This is a genomic window from Xanthomonas translucens pv. undulosa (assembly GCF_017301775.1).
GTDB classification, from domain to species: domain Bacteria; phylum Pseudomonadota; class Gammaproteobacteria; order Xanthomonadales; family Xanthomonadaceae; genus Xanthomonas_A; species Xanthomonas_A translucens.
On sequence record NZ_CP063993.1, the window covers coordinates 2,002,646 to 2,024,473 of the forward strand.

General features: G+C 68.9%; 16 protein-coding genes and 3 pseudogenes. 10 read left to right on the plus strand and 9 right to left on the minus strand.

Annotated features, from left to right (window positions below; genetic code table 11):
- Positions 1-104: 104 nt before the first annotated feature.
- Both ISN38_RS08445 and bioC read left to right on the plus strand, forming a co-directional pair.
- Positions 105-887 (plus strand): SDR family oxidoreductase, encoded by a 783-nt coding sequence (locus ISN38_RS08445; RefSeq protein ID WP_206712162.1) that lies wholly within the window; start codon positions 105-107, stop codon positions 885-887.
- Between the two features lie 144 nt (positions 888-1,031).
- Positions 1,032-1,922, plus strand: a complete 891-nt coding sequence (bioC, locus tag ISN38_RS08450; RefSeq protein ID WP_038238595.1) for a malonyl-ACP O-methyltransferase BioC — start codon at positions 1,032-1,034, stop codon at positions 1,920-1,922.
- Between the two features lie 83 nt (positions 1,923-2,005).
- Here the strand turns inward: bioC and ISN38_RS08455 are convergent, their stop codons facing one another.
- From ISN38_RS08455 to ISN38_RS08470, 4 genes are all read right to left on the minus strand, one after another.
- On the minus strand, positions 2,006-2,977 hold the full coding sequence (locus ISN38_RS08455) for an IS110 family RNA-guided transposase (RefSeq protein WP_047324345.1): 972 nt from the start codon (positions 2,975-2,977) through the stop codon (positions 2,006-2,008).
- Between the two features lie 334 nt (positions 2,978-3,311).
- The gene (locus tag ISN38_RS08460) at positions 3,312-3,740 is read right to left on the minus strand and encodes a ketosteroid isomerase-related protein (protein ID WP_003470323.1); all 429 of its coding nucleotides are present in this window, start codon (positions 3,738-3,740) and stop codon (positions 3,312-3,314) included.
- Positions 3,741-3,791: 51 nt separating this feature from the next.
- On the minus strand, positions 3,792-4,409 hold the full coding sequence (locus tag ISN38_RS08465; RefSeq protein WP_047325520.1) for a YdcF family protein: 618 nt from the start codon (positions 4,407-4,409) through the stop codon (positions 3,792-3,794).
- Complete coding sequence (locus ISN38_RS08470; RefSeq protein ID WP_206712163.1) at positions 4,394-5,353, minus strand: pyridoxal-phosphate dependent enzyme; 960 nt, start codon at positions 5,351-5,353, stop codon at positions 4,394-4,396. The genes ISN38_RS08465 and ISN38_RS08470 overlap by 16 nt, the downstream gene beginning before the upstream one ends.
- A 165-nt stretch (positions 5,354-5,518) precedes the next feature.
- On the opposite strand from ISN38_RS08470, the gene ISN38_RS08475 reads away from it, so the two are divergent.
- From ISN38_RS08475 to ISN38_RS08485, 3 genes are all read left to right on the plus strand, one after another.
- Complete coding sequence (locus tag ISN38_RS08475) at positions 5,519-6,073, plus strand: hypothetical protein (RefSeq protein WP_058358726.1); 555 nt, start codon at positions 5,519-5,521, stop codon at positions 6,071-6,073.
- A 501-nt stretch (positions 6,074-6,574) separates the two neighbouring features.
- A complete protein-coding gene (mnmG, locus tag ISN38_RS08480; RefSeq protein ID WP_047324449.1) occupies positions 6,575-8,464 on the plus strand; it encodes a tRNA uridine-5-carboxymethylaminomethyl(34) synthesis enzyme MnmG in 1,890 nt (629 codons plus the stop codon).
- Between the two features lie 452 nt (positions 8,465-8,916).
- On the plus strand, positions 8,917-10,323 hold the full coding sequence (locus ISN38_RS08485; protein WP_051036353.1) for a putative bifunctional diguanylate cyclase/phosphodiesterase: 1,407 nt from the start codon (positions 8,917-8,919) through the stop codon (positions 10,321-10,323).
- Positions 10,324-10,478: 155 nt separating this feature from the next.
- On the opposite strand, the gene ISN38_RS08490 is transcribed toward ISN38_RS08485, so the two are convergent.
- The 4 genes from ISN38_RS08490 to ISN38_RS08505 form a co-directional block, all read right to left on the minus strand.
- Positions 10,479-11,921 carry an efflux transporter outer membrane subunit gene (locus ISN38_RS08490; protein WP_003473095.1) on the minus strand — a complete coding sequence of 481 codons (1,443 nt, stop codon included), beginning with the start codon at positions 11,919-11,921 and terminating at the stop codon, positions 10,479-10,481.
- On the minus strand, positions 11,918-15,043 hold the full coding sequence (locus ISN38_RS08495) for an efflux RND transporter permease subunit (RefSeq protein WP_058358725.1): 3,126 nt from the start codon (positions 15,041-15,043) through the stop codon (positions 11,918-11,920). The genes ISN38_RS08490 and ISN38_RS08495 overlap by 4 nt, the downstream gene beginning before the upstream one ends.
- 9 nt (positions 15,044-15,052) lie before the next feature.
- Entirely contained in the window at positions 15,053-16,237 is a 1,185-nt protein-coding gene (locus ISN38_RS08500) for an efflux RND transporter periplasmic adaptor subunit (RefSeq protein ID WP_277820284.1), read from the minus strand.
- 387 nt (positions 16,238-16,624) lie between these two features.
- Positions 16,625-17,482, minus strand: coding sequence for a PA4780 family RIO1-like protein kinase (locus ISN38_RS08505; RefSeq protein ID WP_003473102.1), 858 nt, complete (start codon positions 17,480-17,482; stop codon positions 16,625-16,627).
- 54 nt (positions 17,483-17,536) lie between these two features.
- Between ISN38_RS08505 and ISN38_RS08510 the strand changes: the two genes are divergently transcribed.
- The 3 genes and pseudogenes from ISN38_RS08510 to ISN38_RS20930 all read left to right on the plus strand — a co-directional run.
- A complete protein-coding gene (locus ISN38_RS08510; RefSeq protein ID WP_003480463.1) occupies positions 17,537-17,746 on the plus strand; it encodes a hypothetical protein in 210 nt (69 codons plus the stop codon).
- Positions 17,747-18,048: 302 nt separating this feature from the next.
- Positions 18,049-18,600 carry a gamma carbonic anhydrase family protein gene (locus ISN38_RS08515; RefSeq protein WP_003473108.1) on the plus strand — a complete coding sequence of 184 codons (552 nt, stop codon included), beginning with the start codon at positions 18,049-18,051 and terminating at the stop codon, positions 18,598-18,600.
- Positions 18,601-18,796: 196 nt separating this feature from the next.
- Positions 18,797-18,874: pseudogene (locus ISN38_RS20930) on the plus strand (hypothetical protein); the annotation flags it as partial.
- Positions 18,875-18,909: 35 nt separating this feature from the next.
- Here the strand turns inward: ISN38_RS20930 and ISN38_RS08525 are convergent.
- Positions 18,910-20,217, minus strand: a complete 1,308-nt coding sequence (locus ISN38_RS08525; protein ID WP_038240267.1) for an MFS transporter — start codon at positions 20,215-20,217, stop codon at positions 18,910-18,912.
- Positions 20,218-20,477: 260 nt separating this feature from the next.
- On the opposite strand from ISN38_RS08525, the pseudogene ISN38_RS08530 reads away from it, so the two are divergent.
- Positions 20,478-20,808 (plus strand): annotated as a pseudogene (locus tag ISN38_RS08530) (gamma carbonic anhydrase family protein); the annotation flags it as partial.
- Positions 20,748-21,646 (plus strand): annotated as a pseudogene (locus ISN38_RS08535) (DUF2167 domain-containing protein). The pseudogenes ISN38_RS08530 and ISN38_RS08535, both read left to right, overlap by 61 nt.
- Positions 21,647-21,828: the final 182 nt, after the last annotated feature.

A 21,828-nucleotide genomic window follows, 5' to 3' on the forward strand; every position in this document is an offset into this window, starting at 1 on the left:
ACCTACCGGCGAGCGGGATTCCCGGGCGCATCGACGCACCGCGCTGGCCGCTGCCACGCCGATGTCCGATCATCGCGGTTCCTTCAATCGATCGGAACGCCGATATGGATCTGGGAATCGCCGGCAAATGGGCGCTGGTCTGCGCCGCGAGCAAGGGCCTTGGCCTGGGGTGCGCGCGGGCGCTGGCCGGCGAAGGCGTCAACGTGGTGATCGTGGCGCGCGGCCAGGCCGCACTGGATGCGGCGGCGGACGGCCTGCGCGCGCTGCCCGGTGCCGGCGTGGTGATCGCGGTCGCCGCCGACATCGCGACCGAAGCCGGACGCGCCGCCGCACTGGCGGCATGCCCGCGGGTCGACATCCTGGTCAACAACGCCGGCGGCCCGCCGCCGGGCGACTTCCGCGATTGGGAACGCGCCGACTGGCTGCGCGCGCTGGACGCCAACATGCTGACGCCGATCGCGTTGATCCGCGCCACCGTCGATGCGATGCAGGCGCGCGGCTTCGGCCGTATCGTCAACATCACCTCGGCGGCGGTGAAGGCGCCGATCGACAGCCTGGGCCTGTCCAACGGCGCGCGCGCCGGCCTGACCGGCTTCGTCGCCGGGTTGGCGCGGCGCACGGTCGCGCACAACGTCACCATCAACAACCTGCTGCCCGGCCAGTTCGACACCGACCGGCTGCGCAGCAACTTCGCCCATGCCGCGCAGCGCAGCGGCACCGACGCGGACACCGTGGCGGCGCACAAGCGCGCGCAGATTCCGGCCGGGCGTTTCGGCACGGCAGAGGAATTCGGCGCGGCCTGCGCGTTCCTGTGCAGCGCGCAGGCCGGTTATCTCAGCGGGCAGAACCTGTTGCTCGATGGCGGGGCGTATCCGGGGACGTTCTGAGGGCCGCGACTCGGGACTCGGGACTCGGGACTCGATCGTTCGCGATCGGCGAATTGGTCGCAATGCCCGGCATGGCGCCGATGATCGCGCACGTCGTGAGCACACGGCTGGCCGCTGCGCACCGCGGCCGGCGATAATGCGCCGATGGATTCCTCTTTGTTCGATGCCCAGCACATCCGCCGCGCGTTCTCGCGCGCCGCCGCCAGCTACGATGCCTCCGCCGCCCTACAGCACGAAGTCGAGAAGCGCCTGCTGGAATCGCTGGACTACCTCGACGAGCGCGTGCCGCAGGTGGTGCTGGACGTGGGCAGCGGCCCGGCGCACGCCGCCGCGACGATGAAGAAGCGCTGGCCGCGCGCGCAGGTGATCGCGCTCGACCAGGCGCTGCCGATGCTGCAGCAGGCCAAGCGCCAGGCCGGCTGGTGGAAGCCGTTCGGCCGCGTCTGCGCCGACGCGCGCGCGTTGCCGCTGGCCGAGCACAGCGTGGATGTGATCTTCAGCAACCTGTGCCTGCAGTGGGTCGAAGACCTGCCGGCGGTGTTCGCCGGCTTCCGCCGCGTACTCAAGCCGGGCGGGCTGCTGCTGTGCTCCAGCTTCGGCCCGGACACGCTGATCGAACTGCGCGAGGCGTTTGCGCAGGCCGACCGCGAAGCGCAGCACGTGAGCCGCTTCGCGGCGATCGCGCAGTTCGGCGATGCGCTGATGCTGTCCGGCTTCCGCGATCCGGTGCTGGACCGCGACCTGTTCACCCTCACCTATCCCGACCTGGCCGCGCTGATGCGCGAACTGCGCGCGATCGGCGCGACCAACGCGCTGCACGCACGCCGCCACACGCTGACCGGACGTGGCCGCTTCGCCGCCGCCAGCGCCGCCTACGAGCCGCTGCGCAACGCCGACGGCAAGTTGCCGAGCAGTTGGGAAGTGATCTATGCGCACGCCTGGGCGCCGCCGCCGGGCGCGCCAATCCGCGAGGGCGGCAGCGAGATCGCGGCGGTGCCGGTGTCGGCGATTCCGATCCGCCGTCGTGGCGATTGAGGCGGCGCTTTGCTTCGGGACTCGGGACTCGCGACAGCCCGGAACCGATGCACTGGCACTCCCTGTAGATACCGTCTTCCCCCCTAACAGACAAGGGTCTTTTGAGGATCGAAGGGCGTGCGTGATTTGAGCACGCCGTAGGCGATGTGCAGCAGCTTGCGCATGGCGGCGCAGATGATCTGCTTGTTGGCCTTGCCACGCTCGCGCATGCGCTGCTTCAGCGCACGGACGACTGGGTTGTGGGTCATGGCGACCAAGGCCGGCAGGAACAGGCCGGCGCGCAGGCGCGGGGAGCCGGTGCGGGAGATGCAGACCTGGCCCTGACGCTTGCCGGACTCCTGCAGCCGGGGGTTGAGCCCGGCAAAGGCGGTCACTGCCGAGGCATGGGCGAAGCGCTCCACATTGCCCAGTTCCGCCAGCATCAACGCCGCGCTGGTGCCGGCGATCCCGTCGATGCTCACCAGCAGTTCGCGCTGCCCACGCAAGGTGGGGTCCTGATCGATCTGGTCGTCGATGGCCCGTTCGATCTGCGCGATGCGCGCCTGCAACTGGCCGATGTTCTCCAGGAGCGAGTCGCGCACCACCAGTGCTGCGACGTCTAAGCGGTTGCGCTCCATCTGCAGCATCTGCAACAGGTCGTCCCGGCGCCGCACCAGCGCCTTGAGCCGCTTGAGCGCCGGCGGATCGGGCTGCCAGGGCCGCAGCTGGGCCGCATGGCGCTGGCCGTAGCTGGCGATCAGCTTGGCATCGCTGCGGTCGGTCTTGACCCGGGTTAGCTGGCTGCGTGCATACAGCGCCATCTGCGCCGGATTGAGCACGCACACGCGGTATCCCAACCCATACACGAACTCGGCCAGGGCCTCGTGGTAGGTGCCGGTGGCTTCCATCACGATCCAGCTGTCCGCCTGCGCATGGGTTTGCAGCCACGTCTGCAGGATCTGAAAGCCCTTCGGATCGTTGGGGAGCTTGGCCTTGGTGCGGTACTTGCTGTTGGCCAGGTCGATAGCCAGGTCGAAACTGCGTTTGGCGACGTCGATGCCGACGACTGGGGACATGAGCGATTCCTCCATCGTGGGGTGAACACGATCATCGCTGCGCCCGGTCCTGCCTTGTGGATGCGAGTTCACGCCAGCGGCGGACTCTGGATACCGTACGGACATCGTGGGCCAGCAAACGGAGGGCGGGAGCCGATCTACAGCACAAGCTCGAAGCTTCAGGAGCGACTGGACTTCCGGCACCTCCTCCGATGATCAGTCGGAAGACATAACGCCGTAGGGGCCCTATGTCCAGATACAAGGAGCGGCTTCAGCCGCGACAGGATTTATCGGTAAGGCCTGTCGCGGCTGAAGCCGCTCCTACACAACAGCTGGACGGCGGGCATGCGACCGCTCAGGCCGATACCTGGTCGATCCAGTCCTGCAGGTTGTAGTAGTTGCTGACCCGGGCGATCTTGCCGTCGCGGATGTCGAAGAACGCCCCGCCCGGCAGCACGTAGGTCTGCCCGCGCGCCGGCGGCAGGCCTTCGTCGGTATGATGGTATTGGCCGTGCACCACGTATTCGGCGGCGGCGCGGCGGCCGTCCTGGCCACCCAGCACCACGATGTCGCGCAGCTGTTCGCGGTAGCTGGCATTCATCCGCTGCAGGAACGCCGCGAAGGTATCCTTGCCGGTTTCGCGCGCGCCCTGGTTGAGATCGTGCGCCACGTCGTCGGTCAGCGTGTCGAGCATCGCCGCCCAGTCGCTGCGGTTGAACGCGTCGTAATAGGACAGCACCAGGTCGATGGCACGGTCTTGCTCGCGGGTTCCGTCGATCTTCATCGCCACCACCTCATGCCATGCGGGCGCCCATGATACGGCGGCCAGGCCCGCTCACGCGCCCGGCAGCAGCAGGTCGCGGTGGAAGAAGTAGACCTCCTGCAGCAGGAAGCGCCAGCGGGTCTGGAAGCTGCGGAAGCGGGTGCTCGGGGTCGAGGACGCCAGCGCCTCGATCTGCAGCTCGCGGCACAGGCGCAGCGCGCGCGCCATGTGCAGCGGATCGCTGACGATAATCGCCCGGTGCAGGCCGTGGCTGCGCATCAACCCGCGCGCCTCCAGCAGGTTCTGGCGGGTGGTACGCGAGACGGTCTCGATCAGGATCGCGTCGGCCGGCACGTCGTGGCGCAGCGCGTAGCGGCGCGCCACCTGCGATTCGGCGAAGCGCGCGCCGTTGCCGCCGAAGCCGCCGGTGAAGATCAGGGTCGGCGCATAGCCGCGTTGGTACAGGTCCAGGCCGTGACGGATGCGCTCTTCGAACACCGGTGAGGGCTTGGCGTCGTAAGCGGCCGCACCGAGCACGATGATCGCGTCGGCCGGCGCCGCCTGGTCGCGGTCGCCGACCCAGACGATGTAGATCGCCACGCCCAGCAGCCACAGGCCCAGCAGCGCGCCCAGCCGACCGAGCCAGCCCAGCCAGCCGCGTCGTCGCTGCGGCTTCACGCCGTGCCCCAGGGCAGGGCGTCGAGATCGACGTTGCCGCCGGGCAGGATCAGCCCGACCCGGCGCCCGGCGAAGCGCGCGGGCTGCGCCAGTACCGCCGCCAGCGCGATCGCCGAGGAGGGTTCCACCACCTGCTTGAGCACCTGCCACAGCAGCCGCATCGCCGCCACGGTGGCGGCGTCCTCGACCACGATGGTCTCGGCCTGGCCGTGCAGCAGCGCGAAGTTGGGCGCACCCAGGGTGCCGCGCAAACCGTCGCAGATCGTGTCTGCAACGAAGTCCACGCGCAGCGCGCCGGCCGCCAGCGAGCGCGCGGTGTCGGCGGCGCCGGCCGGCTCGGCCAGCAGCAGCCGCGCCTGCGGGGCCAGCGCCGACAGCGCCAGGCGGCTGCCGGCGGCCAGGCCGCCGCCGCCAACCGGCACCACCAGCAGATCGAGCGGGCCGCTGGCGCCGAGCAATTCCAGGGTCGCGGTGCCCTGGCCGGCGATCACCGCCGGATCGGTGTACGGATGCACCAGGGTCGCGCCGGTCTGCTGCTGCACCTGCGCACACATCGCCTCACGCGCGGCAATGCCGGCGCCGCAGCGCCACAGGGTGGCGCCGGCGCGGGCGATATTGCTCAGCTTGGCCGCCACCGCGCCTTCCGGTACCACCACGTGGCAGCCGATACCGCGGGTGCGCGCGGCCTGCGCCAGCGCCGCACCGTGGTTGCCCGAGGAGTGGGTGACCACACCGCACGCGGCCTGCGACTGACTCAGCGCCCATACCGCATTGCAGGCGCCGCGGAACTTGAACGCACCGCCGCGCTGCAGGTGTTCGGCCTTGAAGTGCAGGCTGGCGCCGGCCAATGCGTCCAGCGCGTGCGAGCGCAGGACCGGGGTCGCCTGGGCATGCGGCGCGATCCGCGCGGCCGCGGCCGTCACATCCGCGAAAACGGGCAGTGAAGATGAGAACATGCGTGAAAGGTTAACGTATCGTCGCAAGTTCGCGTTGTCGCCGGCTGCCAGGACAACACAGCCGTTGTACGCGACTTAAGCGTTCAATCACCGACGAAGCGGGTTAAGGGGGCATTCAATGCAACACGTCGAACCTGTCGGTCAGCCTCAGGGAGAGGATTCGCCATGAACATGCGCCTGATCTGGGCCGCTGGATTGCTGGCCACGCTGAGCGGCTGCGCCACTTACGACTACGCCGACAGCGGCGGCGGCTATTATCGCGGCGCCCCATCGGTCGAATACCGCTATCCGGACGGCTACTCCGACGGGTACTACGCGCCGTACAGTGCCGTGCCGTATGGCTATGGCGCGGGCTATTACGGTTATGGCTACTACGGCTACGGCGGCCCGTACTACTACCGCGACTATTACGGTCAGCCGCGCTACCGTCCGCCGCCGCGCCCGCGGCCCGACGACAACGGCCGCCCGCCGGACCGCCCACCGCCGATCAGCGGCGGTGGTGGCGGCCGGGTCAAGTCGCCATGGCGCGACCTGGACCGGTTGCGCCGCCCCGATGCCGCCAACGCCGATCCTCGCCCCCAATCGATGCAGCCGCGCCCGCAGTCGATGCAGCCACGTCCGGCCAGCGCGCCCAGGCCGGCCGCCCAGCCGCGTCCGTTTGCGCCCCGGCCTGGCAATCTGGGGCGTAGCAATGGGACGAAGCGCACACTAGAGCCTTAAGAAAAAGCTTGATTTCACGCAGGCACAAGACGCACTCTAGGTCGCACGGGGTGACCGCCTGCGTCGCTTTATGACCCGGAGCGATCGCCCCACTGTCTATGTCGATGTCCGACAGGGAAATCTGGATCCCCCCTGTTCCGGCCCTGTCGGGCGTCGGCGCCTAAAAACGAAAAGCCCCGGCTCGCCGGGGCTTTTCGCGTTCGGGCCTTGCGCTTGCTGGGGCGGGAGCCGAATCGCGCGCATAAAAAAGGGCCGGCAGTCCCCCGACTACCGGCCCCCAGCTCCCCCAACGTGCGCGTGACTGGCCCCTGTTCCAATTCCAGTCGTACGCCCCTGACGCAATGCCACGTTGGGTGCAGTAGGGTTATCTGCAGACCACATGCCAACTTTAGTGCCGAATCCTTAAATTGTGATGCATTCCACGAAAATATCTTGTTCCCGTGCGCGTCGCCCCGCGAACACCCCCACTCCGGTCCGCGCGAGCCGGCCAACGAGTCCCCGATGAGCGATTCCTTCTACCGCTACGACGTCATTGTGATCGGCGGCGGCCATGCCGGCACCGAGGCGGCGCTGGCCGCCGCGCGCGCCGGCGCGCGCACCCTGCTGCTGACCCACAACGTGGAGACGGTGGGCGCGATGAGCTGCAACCCGGCCATCGGCGGCATCGGCAAGGGCCACCTGGTCAAGGAGATCGATGCGCTGGGCGGGGCGATGGCGCATGCCGCCGACCTGGCCGGGATCCAGTGGCGCACGCTCAATGCCTCCAAGGGTCCGGCGGTGCGCGCCACCCGCTGCCAGGCCGACCGCAGCCTGTACCGCAGCGCGATCCGGCGCCTTGTCGAGACGCAGCCGAACCTGAGCCTGTTCCAGGCGGCGGTGGACGCGCTGATCGTGGAAGGCGAGCGCGTGCGCGGCGCCATCACCCAGACCGGCCTGCGCTTCGAGGCGGCGGCGGTGGTGCTGACCGCCGGCACCTTCCTGGCCGGCAAGATCCACATCGGCCAGACCCAGTACGCCGGTGGCCGCGCCGGCGACCCGCCGGCCACCGCGCTGGCGCAGACGCTGCGCGACGGCCGCTTCGGCGTGGACCGGCTCAAGACCGGCACCCCGCCGCGCATCGACGGGCGCAGCCTGGACTATGCGGCGATGGAAGCGCAGCCCGGCGACGATCCGCTGCCGGTGATGTCGTTCATGGGCGAACGCGCCCAGCATCCGCGCCAGGTCTCCTGCTGGATCACCCATACCACCGAGCGCACCCACGCCATCATCCGCGGCGCGCTGGACCGCTCGCCGCTGTACACCGGCCAGATCGAAGGCATCGGCCCGCGCTACTGCCCCTCGATCGAGGACAAGGTGGTGCGCTTCGCCGAAAAGGCCAGCCACCAGATCTTCGTCGAACCCGAAGGCCTGGACGTGGCCGAGATCTATCCCAACGGCATCTCCACCTCGCTGCCGTTCGACGTGCAGCTGGAGCTGGTGCGCTCGATCCGCGGCTTCGAGCGCGCCCACATCACCCGCCCCGGCTATGCGATCGAATACGACTTCTTCGACCCGCGCGGGCTGAAGGCATCGCTGGAGACCAAGGCGATGCCCGGGCTGTTCTTCGCCGGCCAGATCAACGGCACCACCGGCTACGAGGAAGCCGCCGCGCAGGGCCTGATCGCCGGGCTCAACGCCGCGCGCCAGGTGCGCGCGCTGGAACCATGGTCGCCGCGCCGCGACCAGGCCTACATCGGCGTGCTGATCGACGACCTGATCACCCACGGCACCACCGAGCCGTACCGCATGTTCACCAGCCGCGCCGAATACCGGCTGCAGCTGCGCGAGGACAACGCCGACGCGCGCCTGACCGGCATCGGCCGCGAGCTGGGCCTGGTCGGCGAGGCGCGCTGGGCGCGCTTCCAGGCCAAGCAGGAGGCGGTGGCGCAGGAGAACGCGCGGCTGCGTGCGCTGTGGGCCACGCCGGGCAATGCGCTGGGCCGCGAGGTCGCCGCGACGCTGGGGGTGGCGGTGAGCCGCGAGACCACCGTGCTGGACCTGATCAAGCGCCCGGAGCTGGACTACGCCGCATTGATGCGGGTGCCGTCGCTGGGCCCGGGCGTGGACGACGCGCAGGTCGCCGAGCAGGTCGAGATCGGCATCAAGTACGCCGGCTACCTGGACCGCCAGCGCGACGAGATCGCGCGCCAGCAGCGCCACGAGGACACGCCGATCGCCGAGGCGTTCGACTACGCGCAGGTGCGCGGGCTATCGGCCGAGGTGCAGCAAAAGCTGCAACGCGTACGCCCGCAAACCGTGGGCCAGGCGCAGCGCATCCCCGGCATGACCCCGGCGGCGATCTCGCTGCTGCTGGTGCACCTGGAGCGCGCGCGGCGCAGCCGGGTGGCTTAAGCGGCAGCGCGCGGATGCGGCGTGGCGGCTGCCCGGCCATGCCGGCAGCCGCAAATGGTGAGCTCGACTGCACGCGATGGCGTGCCCGCCTGCTGCAGGCCGCGAAACCTCCACTTTTACTCTCTGCATCATCCTCGCCATCGTCTTCATAGTGCGAGATGCTCACGTCGACTTCCTCAAGATCGCTGCAGCCGCCTTGAGCACCTCAGCAGCAGCAACCGCAATCGCGGCGGCACACTCCTCAGTGGTATTGCGGACGCGCCCCGCTACCTGGCCGCAGCATCCAGGCGCGCAACCCGGATTGCGCGCAGCCGGCGCCGCTTTGCCGCCTTGCAACCGGCCCGCTTCTTCGTCACCTTGTCCACGCAGGACTTTCGTTATTGAAGAGCGTGTGCAGGCGCCGACCGAACCGACGCAGATCACATGACGATGCTCAGAAGAACGGGATACATGTGAAAGAAACCGGATTGGGGGCTGGCGGCGACGAATGGGTGGCGCGAAACCTCCCCGACCAGGCGCAATGGCCGCGGGTCCAACGCCTGCTGCGGTTCGGCGGGATCGCCTGCATGGCGCACGGCCTGGCATGGGCGGCGTACTACATCACGCATGGCATGAGCGCATTGGCGCTCGTGCTCTTTTTGGTCATGCTGATGGGCACGGCCTGCGTGTACATGTCGCGCAAGCTCGATCGCGTTTCCCTCGTCGCCATCGCGCATCTGCTGCTGGTCATGACGGTGTTCGCCAGCCTGGCCGATACGCCGACCGCAGCGGCAGCGCGATCGACGCATCTTTTCCTTCTGCCGATCGGTGCAGCCGCCTTTTTCCTGTTCCGTAGCGAAGGGGTCTACCTGCGCTGGGCATTCCCGGCGCTGTGCTTTGCGTTGCTCATCGCGCTGGCCATCATCCCTGGCAGCCTGGGCGTTGCGCTGAGGCTGATGCCGGACGATATCCGCCGGATCGGCCATGGCCTGAACACCGCGACCGCGATGATCCTGACCGCCGGGGTGCTGGCCATCTTCAGCGAGGACATCAAGGTGCGGCTGGACCAGCATGCGGCCCTGGTCCGCGCGCTCGCGCAGGAGGAGTTGTGCGCCTACCTGCAGCCGCAGGTGTCGGCGCACGGACGGCTGGTCGGCGCGGAAGTGCTGCTGCGCTGGAATCGACCGGGCTATGGGCTGCAGTCGCCGGCCGAGTTCATACCCCTGGCCGAAAGTACCGGACTGATCCATCAGATCGGCCTGTGGGTGCTGGAACAGGCCTGTCTGCAGCTGAAAGCGTGGTCGCGGCATCCCGGCACCGCGGAGCTGGTGCTGTCGGTCAACGTCAGCCCCTTGCAACTGGTATCGGCAAGCTTCGTCGAAGACGTGCGCGACGTGGTCGGCCGGATCGGCGCTCCAGCGAACAGACTCCGCTTCGAGATCACCGAGTCGGCGCTGGCGAGCGACCTGCCCTTGGTCACCGCGAGGATGAACGCGCTGCGCGAGGACGGGATGTCGTGGTCGCTGGACGACTTCGGAACGGGTTTCTCCTCGCTGTCGCTGCTGCAGGCGCTGCCGCTGGACGAACTGAAGATCGACCGGTCGTTCGTGCGCGGAATGACCGCAGACGGCAACCAACGCGAGCTGGTGCGCAAGATCATCGAGATCGCCGGCATCCTGGGTATCTCCACCGTCGCCGAGGGCGTGGAGACGGAGCAGCAGCATGCATGGCTGGGCGAGATGGGCTGCACTGCGTACCAGGGCTATCTGTTCGGCCGCCCGGTCGCCGCGGATACGTTTGCGCAGGCCCATCTGGGCACGCTGGTTTCGCCACCGGACGTTTCTCATCGGGATGCCGACAGCGGTCCAGTCCGCGAGTAGGAAGCTGCGCGAGCGTGCTATCACGTCAGCGTGCTACGCGTCTGTGGGAGCGTCTTCAGTCGCGACGCGCGTTATCGAGAAGGCCCGTCGCGACTGAAGTCGCTCCCACATGTTGCATCCGCGTTGGCTGACGCGCACCTGCGCCAGCCGCGCGCTCAGCGGCTCGCCGCGGCAGGCGCTGTCGCGCGCGCATCCGCGCCGCCGCCCAGCACGGTGTACAGCGCGACCCGGTTGCTGTCGTCCTGCAGGCGCAAGGCGATCAGATCCTGCTGCGCGGCATACAGCGAACGCTGCGCGTCCAGCACCTGCAGGTAGCCGTCCACGCCGGCGCGGTAGCGCGCTTCGGCCAGCGTGTGGCTGCGCCGCACCGCCTCCACCAGCGCCCGTTGCGCGCTCAGCTGCGCGTCGAGGTGGTCGCGCTGCGCCAGCGCATCGGCGACGTCGCTGAAGGCGCTCTGGATGGCTTTCTCGTATTGCGCCACGGCGATGTTCTTGCCGATCCTGGAGACGTCCAGCGAGGCCTTCAACGCACCGGCGTGGAAGATCGGCAGCGCGATGCTGGGCACGAACGCCCAGGTGCGCGACCCCGCCGCGAACAGGGTGGACAGCGCGTCGCTGCTGCGCCCGCTGGAAGCGGTCAACGACACGGCAGGGAAGAATGCCGCGCGGGCGGCGCCGATGTCGGCGTTGGCGGCCTTCAGCGCATGCTCGGCGGCGAGCACGTCGGGACGCTGCAGCAGCACTGCGGCATCCAGCTGCGCCGGGACCGGCGCCAGCGCCACGCTGCCGTCGAACGCGTCGGTGCCGGCCAGCAGCGCCGCGTCCACCGGCGCGCCGACCACCAGTTGCAGCGCGTCGCGCGCCTGCGCGAGCTGGGTGGCAGCGCGAGCGACCGCGACCCGCGCCGCTTCCACGCTGCTCTGGATCTGCGCCAGGTCCAGGCCCGAGCCGATGCCGTTGGCGTGCTGGTCGCGGCTGCGCCGCAGCGTCTGCTCCTGGCTGTCCAGGGTCTGCTGCGCCAGGGCCAGCGACTGCTGGTCGGCACCGACCGCGAGCCAGGCGTCGGCGATCTGGCCGATCAGGCTCAAGCGCACGCTGCGCTGGGTTTCGGCGCTGGCCAGCCAGGTTTCCAGGGCTTCGTCCTTCAGGCTGCGCACGCGCCCGAACAGGTCCAGCTCCCAACTGCTGATGCCGACCTGCACGGTGTCGCTGCTGTCGATCTGCGCCTGCCCGCTGTCGCTGGCGCTGGCACTGGTGCGCTGGCGGCCGCTGCTGGCAGTGGCATCCAGCGCCGGCGCCAGCGCGGCGCGCTGGATCCGGTACTGCGCGCGCGCCTTGTCGATCGCGAGCATGGCCACGCGCAGGTCACGGTTGTTGTCCAGGCCCAGCGCGATGACCTGGCGCAGGCGCGGATCCAGGAACACCTCGCGCCAGTCCGGCAGCGCCAGCGCGGCGCCGGCCGCGGACGGGGCGCTGCCCGCGGTGTCGAACCGCAGCGGCACCGGCGCGTCCGGGCGCGTGTAGTGCGGGGCCATGCTGCACGCGGCCAGCGCCGTGCAGCAGGACAGCGCCAGCAGGCGCAACGACCGTGCGCTCATGGCGTGGCCTCCAGCGGATGCTTGCTGCCGGGAAACACGCTGCGCACGATCACGTAGAACAACGGCACGAAGAACAAGCCCAGGGTGATCGAGGCCAGCGTGCCGCCGGTGACGCCGGTGCCCAGCGAATGGCGCGCCGCCGAGCCGGCGCCGTGACTGAACACCAGCGGCAGCACGCCGAGCAGGAACGCCAGCGAGGTCATCAGGATCGGCCGCAGGCGCATCTGCACCGCGTGCAGGGTGGCAGCCAGCAGGGGTTCGCCGCGCTGCTCCAGCTCGCGCGCGAACTCCACGATCAGGATGCCGTTCTTGGCCGCCAGGCCCACCGTGGTCAGCAGGCCGACCTGGAAATACACGTCGTTCTGCAGGCCGCGCACGGTCATCAGCAGCGCCGCGCCGAACACGCCCACCGGCACCGCCAGCATCACCGCGAACGGGATCGTCCAGCTTTCGTACAGCGCCACCAGGCACAGGAACACGAACAGCAGCGAGATCGCGTACAGCGCCGGCGCCTGGTTGGCCGACAGCTTCTCCTGGTAAGCCATGTCCGACCAGGCATAGCCGAAACCGTGCGGCAGCTGCTTGCTCAGTGCGGCCATCGCGTCCATCGCCGCGCCGGAGCTGACGCCGGCCACCGCCTGGCCGGTGAGCTCCATCGCCGACACCCCGTTGTAGCGCTCCAGCGCGGCCGGCGCGCTGGTCCAGTGCGAGGTGGTGAAGGCGGACATCGGCACCATGTCGCCGCTGGCGTTGCGCACCGTCCAGCGCTGCAGATCCTGCGGCGCCATGCGCGCCTCGGCGTCGCCCTGCACGAACACCTTCTTGATGCGGCCCTTGTAGATGAAGTTGTTGACGAAGTCGCCGCCGAGCGCGCTGTTGAGCGTGGCGTTGATGTCGCCCGGGTCCACGCCCTGCGCCTGCGCCTTGTCGTCGTCGATCTTGACCGCATAGACCGGCGCGTCCTCCAGGCTGGCGTAGCGCACGTCGCGCAGCTTGGGATCGCGCCCGGCCAGGCGCAGCAGCTTGTCGCGCGCGTTCACCAGGGCGGCGTGGCCGGCGCCTTCGTAATCCATCAGTTCGAAGGTGAAACCGGAGGCGTCGCCGAGGCCGCTGATGGCCGGCGGCGAGGTCACGAACAGCTCCGCGTCGGGCACGTCGGCCAGGGCCTGGTTGAGATGCGCGGCGATGCTGTCGGCGTCGTCCTCGCGGTCGTCCCAGTCCTTGAGGCGGACGAAGGCCATGCCGACGTTCTGGCCGGCGCCGGTCACGCTGAAGCCGGCCGAGGACAGCACCGAGCGCACGCCCGGCTCGTGCAGCGCGGCCTTGGTCAGGCGGTCGGTCACCGCCATGGTCTGCTCCAGGGTGGAGCCGGCCGGCAGCTTGACCAGCACGTTGAGCATGCCCTCGTCCTCGTCGGGCAGGAACGCGCCAGGCAGGCGCCACAGCAGCACGCCGGTGACGATCAGCAGCAGCGCGTAGGCGAGCAGGCTCAGCGCGCGCCGGCCCAGCACCCGCTCGACCAGCGCACGGTAGCGCTCGGTCAACTGCCGGAAACGCGTGTTGAACCAGGCGAAGAACCGGCCCAGGCGGCCGTGCGAGCCGATCGGCGCCTCGCCCTGGTGCAGCGGCTTGAGGATGGTCACGCACAGCGCCGGGGTCAGGGTCATCGCCACCAGCACCGACAGGATCATCGAGGCGGCGATGGTGATCGAGAACTGCCGGTAGATGACCCCGGTGACGCCGTTGAAGAAGGCCATCGGCACGAATACCGCGGTCAGCACCAGCACGATGCCGACCAGCGCGCCGCCGATCTGCTGCATCGAACGCAGCGTCGCCTCCTTCGGCGGCAGCCCTTCCTGGCTCATGACCCGCTCCACGTTCTCCACCACCACGATGGCGTCGTCCACCAGCAGGCCGATCGCCAGCACCATCGCGAACATGGTCAAGGTGTTGATCGAGTAGCCGAACGCGGCCAGCACGCCGAAGGTGCCCATCAGCACCACCGGCACGGCGATGGTCGGCACCAGCGTGGCGCGCCAGTTCTGCAGGAACAGGTACATCACCGCCACCACCAGCAGCACCGCTTCGATCAGGGTAATGACCACTTCCTTGATCGAGGTGGTCACGAACGGCGTGGTGCTGAAGGCGATGTGATAGCTGTAGCCGTGCGGCCAGTACTGCTTGAGTTCCTGCAGGCGCGCGTCGATCGCCTTTGACGTTTCCACCGCATTGGCGTCGGCGTTCAACTCGATGCCCAGCGACGCCGAGGGCTTGCCGTTGAAACGGGTGATGCTGTCGTAGGTTTCCGGACCCAGGCCGATCCTGGCCACGTCGGACAGGTGCACCGCCGCGCCGCCGGGACCGCTCTTGAGCACGATCGCGCCGAACTGCGCCGGCGTGTGCAGGCGGCTGCGCGTGGTCACGGTCGCATCCAGGCGTTGCCCGCGCGGCGCCGGCTGGCCGCCGATCTCGCCCGCCGACACATCGGTGTTCTGCGCCTGCAGCGCGTTCTCCACGTCCGAGGGCATCAGCGCGTACTTGCGCAGCTTCTCCGGATCCAGCCAGATGCGCATGGCGTACTCCGAGCCCATCGGCTGGATGTTGCCCACGCCGCTGACGCGGCTGATCTGGTCGTCGATGTTCGATTCCATGTAGTTGGCGACATCGAAGTTGTCCATGCTGCCATCGTCGGAGGTGAACGCCACCACCTCGAACAGCGAGCCGCTGGACTTGGTGATGACCAGGCCGTTCTGCTGCACCGCCTGCGGCAGCACCGACATCACCGATTGCAGCTGGTTCTGCACCTGCACCTGCGCGGTGTCGGCATTGGTGCCGGTCTCGAACACCAGGTTGACCTGCGCGGTGCCGTCCGAGGCGCTGGTCGAGGTCATGTACAGCAGGTGGTCCAGGCTCTGCTGCGACTGCTCGATCAGCTGGGTGACGGTGTTCTCCACGGTCTGCGCCGAGGCGCCGGTATAGGCGGCGCGCACGGTGATGGTCGGCGGCGCCATCTGCGGATAGCGCTCGATCGGCAGCGCGTGGATGGCCAGCATGCCGACCAGGACGATGACGATGGCCATGACCCAGGCCACCACCGGGTGGTTGACGAAGAAACGCGACATGGCAGCTCCTCAGTCGGCCTGGGCGTCGCCCGGCACCGCGGGCGTGGCCTCGAGCTGCGCGGCGCTGACCGCATACGGCACGACCGGCTTGCCGATCTCGGCGCGGCTGCCGTTGACCACGATCAGCCGCTCGCCCGGCTTGAGTCCGGACTGCACCAACCAATCATGGCCCACCGTGTCGCCGGTGCGGATGCGCCGCTCCAGCACCCGGTCGTGCGCGTCGAGCAGCTTCACCAGCGGTTCGCCCTTGGCATCGCGGGTCACCGCCTGTTGCGGCACCAGGATCGCGCCCGGGTCGCTGGCCAACGGCAGCAGCGCGCGCAGGTACATGCCGGGCAGCAGCAGGTGCTGCGGATTGGGCACGACCACGCGCAAAGTCACCCCGCCGGTGCCGGGATCGACCGAGGTGCCGACGAATTCCAGCGTGCCGGGATGCGGATAGAAGCGGCCGTCCTCCAGTCGCACCCGCACCGCGACCTTGCCGTCGCTGGCCTTGATGCGGCCGGCGTCGAGTTGCTCGCGCAGCGCCAGCAGCTGCGTGCTGGACTGGCTCACGTCCAGGTAGATCGGGTCCAGACGCTGGATCCTGGTCAGCGCCGCGTCCTGTTGCGCGGTCACCAGCGCGCCGGCGCTGTAGGCCGAGCTGCCGATGGTGCCGGAGATCGGTGCCAGCACGCGGGTGTAATCGAGATTGATGCGCGCCGCCTGCAACGCTGCCTGCGCCGCCACCACGTTGGCTTCGGCTTCCTTCAAGGCGGCCAGGGCATCGTCGGCATCCTGCTTGCTGGCCGCATCCAGCGCGACCAGGGTGCGGTAGCGCTCGGCCTTGGGCCGCGCCGCGAGCGCCGCGGCCTGGGCCTGCGCGAGTTGCCCGCGGGCGCTGTCGTAGGCGGCCTGGTACGGCGCCGGATCGATCTGGTAGAGCACCTGTCCGGCCACCACATCCTGGCCTTCGGTGAACAGCCGTTTGCGCACCAGGCCGTTGACCTGCGGGCGCACATCGGAGACCTCGAAGGCGACGGTGCGGCCGGGCAAGGCCTGCTCCACCGGCATGGTCTGCGCGGTCACCGCCAGGGTGCCGACCTTGATCGGCGGCGGCGGTTGCGCCGTGGACGAACACCCCGCCGCCATCGCCAGCGCAACAACGGATCCACAGAAAATGAAACAACGAGGCGCGGCGAAGGCGTCGAACATAAGCGAGAAATCGTGGGGGTGGGGAGATCGAAGCGCGCAACGCTACACGAAATGTATTCCCGCAATACAGCGCGACGAAAACGGCAGTCAGCTGCCACTTCAACTTGCGTGTGCGCGCAGAAAGATTGGCGAAAGATTGGTATTGCGGGCGATACGTTGGTATCGCCTCGGGATACGCATATTGCCGTTTGCGCTGCGCGAGCGTGCGCGTTTGCCGAGCGCATGCCGGTGCCGCGTCATGCCGCGGCCGCGCTCACTGCGAGGCCGCGGCAAGCGCTGACGACAATGGCAAGATCTGCAGGCCGCGGCAGTGGCGCCGCCGATGCGATCGGCGGCGCGGCGCTGGGTGCGTGTTCCGGCAGCGCGCAGGAGTCACTGCCGCCGCACTCAATCCTCGTCGGCGGCGGCCTCGCGGCCCTGCTGGCGAATGATCGCTTCCTGCCGCGCATCCTCGATCGAATCGCGCACGGCGCGCACGTCGGCGCGGTGGGTGTCGAACACGAAGCGGCCGCTGAGCGCGCTGTCCGGGCGCAGCTCGCCCTGCTCGTACAGCGCCCACATCTCCTCGCCGTAGTGGGTGTCGTTGAGTTCGGGCGCGGCGCGGCCCAGGCAGTCGCGCAGGTTGTGCACGTCGCGCAGCAGCATGTCGCGCGCGGCATTGTTGCCGGCGGCGCTGACCACCTGCGGGAAGTCGATCAGCACCGGACCAGCGGCGGCGACCAGCACGTTGTATTCGGACAGGTCGCCGTGCACCAGGCCCAGGCACAGCATCTTCACCACGTCGCCGATCAGCTGCGTATGGAACGCGCGCGCCTGCTCCGGCTCCAGCTCCACTTCGCCCAGCCGCGGCGCGCTCTGCCCGTCGGCATCGGTGACCAGGTCCATCAGCAGCACGCCGTGGAAGTAGCCGCGCGGCTGCGGCACGTGCACGCCGACATCCACCAGCTGGTACAGGGTGTTGGCCTCGGTGTCCTTCCACGCGGCCTCCTGCTCGCGGCGGCCGAACTTGGTCGCCTTGCCCATCGCCCGCGCCTGGCGGCTGCCGCGCACCTTGCGGCCCTCCTGGTACTGCACGCGGGCCTGGAAGCTGCGCTGCGCCATGTCCTTGTAGACCTTGGCGCACAATACGTCATCGCCGGCCTGGACCACGTACACGGCGGCCTCCTTGCCACTCTTGAGCGGACGCAGCACGCTGTCGATGACGCCGTCCTCGATCAGCGGCTGCAGGCCCTGGGGGGTTTTCATCGGACGCGGGGGACCTTGAAGGGGAAAACCGGATTATGACCCAACCGTGGGTGCATGCCGGGCGACAACGGCGGCCTCGCCGGCCGCCAGCGGAGTAAAGTGGTCGCCGCGATCGCCGCCACGGCGGCCGCAGCCGGCAATCCACAGTGCAATCGTCCAGAGGGTGTCATGAGCAAGGGCTTGGATCAGAAGAAGAGCGACAAGAAGCAGCCGACCAAGACGCTGAAGGAAAAGCGCGCGGCCAAGAAGGAAAAGAAAAAGTAGCAAACGCCTCCGGCGAGCTCGCGCGACGGGCTCGCCGGACCGCGACCGCCGATGCGGCGCGCGGCATCCTGGCCCGGCCCGATGGCCATGCCCTGGCCTGCATCGCGTGCGCCCCTGGCCCATGGGCAGCCGTGCCGCGCCTACGCGCACGACGATCCACCTCATCAACCGCGCCAGTGCGGGCATCTCCCATCTCCCCGGTCCGTCAGGCATGCGCCCGAAGCGCTTGGCAGCCAGGCGCTATCATCGACAGCCGCGCCGCAGTGCGGTGCCTGCCCCCACCCACTCCCTCGGAGAATGCCGTGAACCCGATCCGTCCGTTCCTGGACAAGGCGCCGCAGCTCGGCGCACGCGTCTACGTGGATCCGGCCTGCACCCTCATCGGCGACGTGGTACTGGGCGAGGACGTGTCGGTGTGGCCGGGCACGGTGATCCGCGGCGACGTCAACCACGTGCGCATCGGCGCGCGCAGCAACATCCAGGACGGCACCATCATCCACGTCAGCCACCACAGCCCGTTCAACACCGCCGGCTACCCGACCCTGATCGGCGCGGACGTGACCGTGGGCCACGGCACCATCATCCACGCCTGCACCATCGAGGACCTGTGCCTGATCGGCATGGGCGCATGCATCCTGGACGGCGCCACGGTGAAGAAATACGGCTTCGTCGGCGCCGGCGCGGTGGTCGGGCCGGGCAAGACCGTGGGCGAGCGCGAACTGTGGCTGGGCAATCCGGCGCGGCTGGCGCGCACGCTCAGCGACAAGGAGATCGAGAGCCTGCACTACTCGGCGCAGCACTACGTGCGCCTGAAGGATCGCTACCTGGCCGCTGCCGCTGCGTCGCCGCCATAGGCGGCGCGGCACGCCGGCACCGCTACTGCGCCACCAACGCCGGCAACGCGCGGCCGATCGGGCGCGGCGCCTCGCCGAAGCGGTCGACACCGGCGTCGGGGCGGTACCGCTGACGGGCGCGCGGTACGGTGAAGAAGAACCGCGTCTCGTCGGCGCTGGTCAGGCGCCGCCATTGGCCACCCTCAGCGCGATCGACTTGAAGTCCCGGCGCATCGCATGGCAGCTGCCGGTGGGGACGATGCAGGACACCGGCCCGCTCGGGTTCAAGATGCATCTGCCGATCCCCAAGCGCGGCGCGCAGCGCGCGGCTCAACGCGTGCGCAGGGCCAGCAGCGCCACCGCCGCCAGGAGCAACGGCACCGTGCACAGCAGATACAGGCGCTGGGGCGACCAGCCGGCGTCCAGTAGCCACCCCACCGTCGGCGGCGACAGGATCGCGCCGATGCGACCGATGCCGATCGCCCAGCCCAGGCCGGTGCTGCGGATCGACGCATCGAATACCACCGGTGCGGTCGCGTAAAGCCCGGACATCGCCGCGAACACCGCCGCACCGATGACCAGGGCAATCGCGAAGGCCGACGCAAGGTGCGTGCTGTAAGCGCTGAAAGCCAGCATCGCCAGCGCCCCCAGCAGGAACATCCCCAGCGTCGACCAACGCAAGGACCAGCGCACCGCCAGCCAACTGAACACACCGCCACCGACGATACCGCCCAGGTTGAGCAAGGTCCCGCCGGTGATCCCCTGCTGCGCCGACATACCGGCCGCGATCAGTAACTTGGGTGTCCAACTCAGGACGAAAAAGAACGCGAACATGTGCAAGAAGAACGCCAGTGCGAGCAACAGCGAACGTCGGCGCATCGCACCGACGAACAGCACGGCATAACCCTGGCGTGGAACGGCATCGCGCGGCGGCAACGCCGGCAACTCCGGTAATGGCGCATGCCGCATGCGCAGCAACGTCGCGTTGAGCTGGGCCAGCGCGTTGGTCGGGCGCTGGCTGACCAGGAAATCCAGCGACTCGGGCAAACACGCCAGCACCAGCGGCATGCACAGCAGCGAACACCCCGCGCCGAACAGAAATACCGCGTGCCAGTGCACGTGCCAGCGTTCGAGCAGCACGCCGGCAATCACGCCACCGAGCGCGGCGCCGATCGGATAGCCGGTGGTCTGCAGCACCACCGCCGCGCTGCGCCACCTGGCGCTGGCGTATTCGGCGGTGATCGCCCCGATGCTGGGAAACATCGCGCCGATGCCGAGGCCGGTGAACGCCCGCAAGATCCAAAGCTGCTGCACATTCTGCGCCATCGCCGAGGCTCCCATGGCCACGGTGAGAATCGCCAGGCAACCCAGGATCAGGCGCCGCCGCCCCCAACGATCGGCCAGGGGCGCCACACACAACGAGCCCACCGCCATGCCGATCAAACCGGCACTGAGCAACCCGCCCAGAAGCTTGCCGGACAACTGCCACTCGTCGGACACGTGCGATGCAGTGAATGCCATCACCATCACGTCGAAGCCGTCGAGCATGGTCAACACCACGCAAATCCCGACGGCCATCCATTGGAAGCCACCCATGCGGTCCTGCATGAGGGAGCCTGGTACAGCAGCATGCGGCATGACGAAATTCCTGCATGAAAGGGGAAAGACAGCGGCAGGACGCTACCGCGCCTGCCTGACCCGATGCAATGCACTGCTTTGCATTTACCGTAGACGTATCGCATGACCCACCCCGATGCGCGAGAAAAACGCGCATGCCCACGCTCCGCATCGGTACGCTGGCATCTGCCTGCGCATGCCTGCTCGGCAGCGGCCGGATCGGCACGCAGGCTAGCATCGCCTGCCGCTACGGCCCTTGACCGCCATCGTCGCGGACCGCCATGGCCCCGATCCGCCCAGTCCTCGACAAGTCACCCCAACTCGGCGCTCGCGCCTACGTGGATCCGGCCTGCACGATTAATCGGCGACGTGGTACTGGACGAGGACATGTCGGTGTGGCCGGGCGCGGTGATCCGCGGCGACGTCAACCACGTGCGCATCGGCGCGCGCAGCAACATCCAGGACGGCACCATTCTCCACGCCTGCACCATCAAGGACCTGTGCCTGATCGGCATGGGCGCGTGCCTCCTGGACGGCGCCACGGTGAAGAAATACGGCTTCGTCGGCGCCGGCGTGGGGATCGGGCCGGGCAAGACCGTGGGCGAGCGCGAGAAGAAGCGCACGGCAAGGACGGCATGAGCGCCGAGCAGTTCGTCGCCTCGCTGCATTTCCAGGACGGGCACATCGAAGTGCCGCAGGCCAAGGTGCATTTCGACCTGAACCACGATTTCCGCTATCTGGGCAAGGACGACGCGCGGCAGGTGCTGGAAACGTACTGGGGCAACCCGCCGGACGACAGCGTGCTCGGCATGATCGTGCCGCGCCAGCCCGCGCTGGACGAGCAGGGCAGCTGGGCGGTGGTGGTCACCTATGCCGACGACGGCTACGTGTCCGACGAGGACGCCAGCAAGATCGACTACAAGGACATGCTCGCGGACATGCAGAAGCAGACCCGCGAGGAGAACACGCCACGCAAGGAAGCCGGCTACGAGAGCGTGGACCTGGTCGGCTGGGCGGTGCCGCCGCGCTACGACGCCGCGACCAAGAAACTGTACTGGGCGCGCGAGCTGGCGTTCCAGGGCAACCCAGGCCACACCCTCAACTACGACATCCGCGTGCTCGGCCGCCACGGCTACCTGAGCCTCAACGCGATCGCCGGCATGCCTGCGCTGCCACAGGTGCGCGCAGGCATGCAGCAGCTGCTGCCGATGGCCGAATTCGACAGCGGCGCGCGCTATGCCGACCACAACCCGTCCAGCGACAAGATCGCCAGCTATGGCCTGGCGACCTTGATCGGCGGCGGCCTGGCCGCCAAGGCCGGCCTGTTCGCCAAGCTCGGCCTGCTGCTGGCCAAGGCCTGGAAGCTGGTGGCGCTGGGGGGATGGCGCTGGTCGGCGGCATCGGCAAGCTGTTCTCCAGGCGCAAGCGCGACGGCGGCACGGTGCGTTGAGCGGCCTACGCGGCGCGCGTGTCGCGCCGTCGTCGTCGTCATCGCGTGAAGACCCTGCGGCGCCGAGCACGGCGCCGGCTGGGCAATTGGCGCCGCGCCGGCTACAGTCGCGGTTCGGAGCAGGACGCAATCGAGATCACGCATGCCGCCACAGGCCGCCGGCCGGACGCAAGGACGGTCTC